The sequence below is a fragment of the Candidatus Babeliales bacterium genome (assembly GCA_035944115.1).
GTDB lineage: Bacteria > Babelota > Babeliae > Babelales > Vermiphilaceae > DASZBJ01.
In genome coordinates this window covers 1-2,155 of sequence record DASZBJ010000056.1, presented here as the reverse complement: position 1 = coordinate 2,155, position 2,155 = coordinate 1, and the positions used below count along the sequence as shown (strand labels likewise).

The 2,155-nt window shown below is 39.3% G+C and carries 3 protein-coding genes; all 3 read left to right on the top strand.

Features of this window, described 5'->3' with window-relative positions; genetic code table 11:
* Positions 1–1,024 (top strand): ribonuclease J (locus tag VGT41_06460; protein ID HEV2601904.1); only part of this gene is annotated, 1,024 nt, incomplete at its 5' end.
* A 141-nt stretch (positions 1,025–1,165) separates the two neighbouring features.
* Positions 1,166–1,507 carry a hypothetical protein gene (locus VGT41_06455; GenBank protein HEV2601903.1) on the top strand — a complete coding sequence of 114 codons (342 nt, stop codon included), beginning with the start codon at positions 1,166–1,168 and terminating at the stop codon, positions 1,505–1,507.
* A 110-nt stretch (positions 1,508–1,617) separates the two neighbouring features.
* Positions 1,618–2,155: MFS transporter (locus tag VGT41_06450; protein HEV2601902.1), on the top strand; the 538-nt coding region annotated here is incomplete at its 3' end.

Sequence of the window (2,155 nt, the reverse complement as noted above, 5' to 3'; positions counted from 1 at the left end):
TATTAAAGGCCGCCTTATCATTGGAACATTTGCATCGCAAATGGAACGTATGATTAAGATTATTGAAATCGCGGAGCGCTATGGCAAGAAAATTGTCGTTGAAGGCCGTTCAATGAAAACAAATATTGAAGTGGCAAAGCTTGCTGGCATGCTCACTATTAAGCGCGATACTATTATCAATAGTCAGGATATCGAAAGCTATCCACCAGATCGTGTTATCGTCTTAGCAACAGGTGCACAAGGCGAAGAATTTGCTGCACTTATGCGAATGGCTACAAAGTCTCATAAGAATTTGAAACTCAATAAGCGCGATACTGTTCTTCTCTCATCTTCTATTATTCCTGGAAATGAAAAAACTGTTCAGAAGCTGAAAGACAATCTGGCCCGACAAGGTGTGAAAATTATTCACTACCGAACATCAGATGTCTACATTCACTCATCTGGTCACGGCAATCGTGGAGAACTTGAATGGATGTTTAAGAAAGTGAAACCTCATTTCTTCATGCCAGTTCACGGCAATCACTACATGTTACGTCTCCATGCTCAGGCTATTGAAGCTCTTGGCATGCCTGAAGATCATATTATTATTCCTGACAACGGCACTATTATCGAAATTCGAGATCAAGGAACCAAACTTGTTCGCCTTAAAGAAAAAGCACCATCTGGCATGGTTATGGTTGATGGATTCTCTGTCGGCGATATTCAAGAAGTGGTTATCCGCGATCGACAAATGCTCGCTCAAGATGGCATGTTCGTACTTATTGCTTCGATTAATACATCAACGGGTAAACTTAAAAAATCTCCTGATATTATTTCTCGAGGGTTCGTCTATCTTCGTGAATCTCAAGATTTGCTTCAGCAAACTCGCTACATCATTAAAAAGACTATTGAAGAAACAGTTGAAGGTATGCATCCAATCAACTTTGATTATGTAAAACAAGTCGTCACCGACAACGTGTCAAAATATCTCTTCCAGCAGACGGCAAAGCGCCCGATCGTTATTCCTGTACTTCTCGGAGTGTAATACTTGGAGGCTCAACCTCCAAATGAATAATCAACAAAAAAACGGCCTATTACAGGCTTTTTTTGTGTAGTTTATTATTTGACTTTTATATTAAATAATGATATAATGTAGTAAAGTTCTTTACACAAACCAGGAGAAGTCATGAATAATCCTCTTATCGACGCATTTGTACGGTTGCAAAACCTTACACCAGCAAATGCTCTCGAGCAACTCTTCAATCTATTCCATCGGATTGCTCGAGCAAACACTGAAGAGATCATTGCAATCTTCCAAGCATTTGACTTGTTTCAAGAGATGACAGATAGTTCGGCGAATGAAGATTTCGAAGAACATCTTAATAAGATTGAGCTAGCAATCATGCATCGTATGGTTGCTATTGTTGCTCAAACACCCATTGAACGTCGAGAAGGAATTCGCAAAACTCTTTTCTACGCAGCTAGTGATAGTGGTTACTGTATTATGTTAGGCAAGTCAAAGTTTTAATAGCTTTTCTTCAAGCTAGTACTCTTACACCGCAGCTTCTTATCAAAGATAAGCTGCGGTTTTTTATTGCCTTATCAACACCTACTTTCCCCTCCGCCTGATATAATAGAATGATGAAACAACGCCTTACGCGCAGAGTTACGTGGATATACGCCGCTGCTCTTTTTCTCTCACTTCACTATGCATTCACTGTCTACATAAACTCAAACTTTCTTGTTCAGTATTTTTCGCAATCGGAAGTGAGTCTGCTCTATACCATTGGCTCAGCCATTACTATTATCTTTTTTATAGCAAGTCCAAGCCTTGTACGAAAATTTGGTAATGGTCGTGTATTGCTTACAGCAATTTTTCTTGAAGCAACTGCACTCTTTGGCATCTACATGAGCCAGAATTCAACTGCAATCGCCACATTTTTTATATGTATTCAAGCACTACCTCCACTTTTGCTCTTCGGCCTCGATGTCTTTTTAGAAGACACCCTTCGATCAGAGAAAACAACTGGCCGAGTGCGTTCGATGTATCTTACGATTATAAATTTTGCCTTTCTTCTCTCTCCACTTATTGTGGGATCTATTGTTCAAAATTATTCATATAAAGTAATTTATCTTATTGCAGCAGGCTTTTGTTTTTTCCTCTTCTTTGTCGTCG

Coding starts and splice junctions, on each gene's coding strand:
- VGT41_06455 (HEV2601903.1), top strand. CDS start 1,166: ATGAATAATCCTCTTATCGACGCATTTGTACGGTTGCAAAACCTTACA.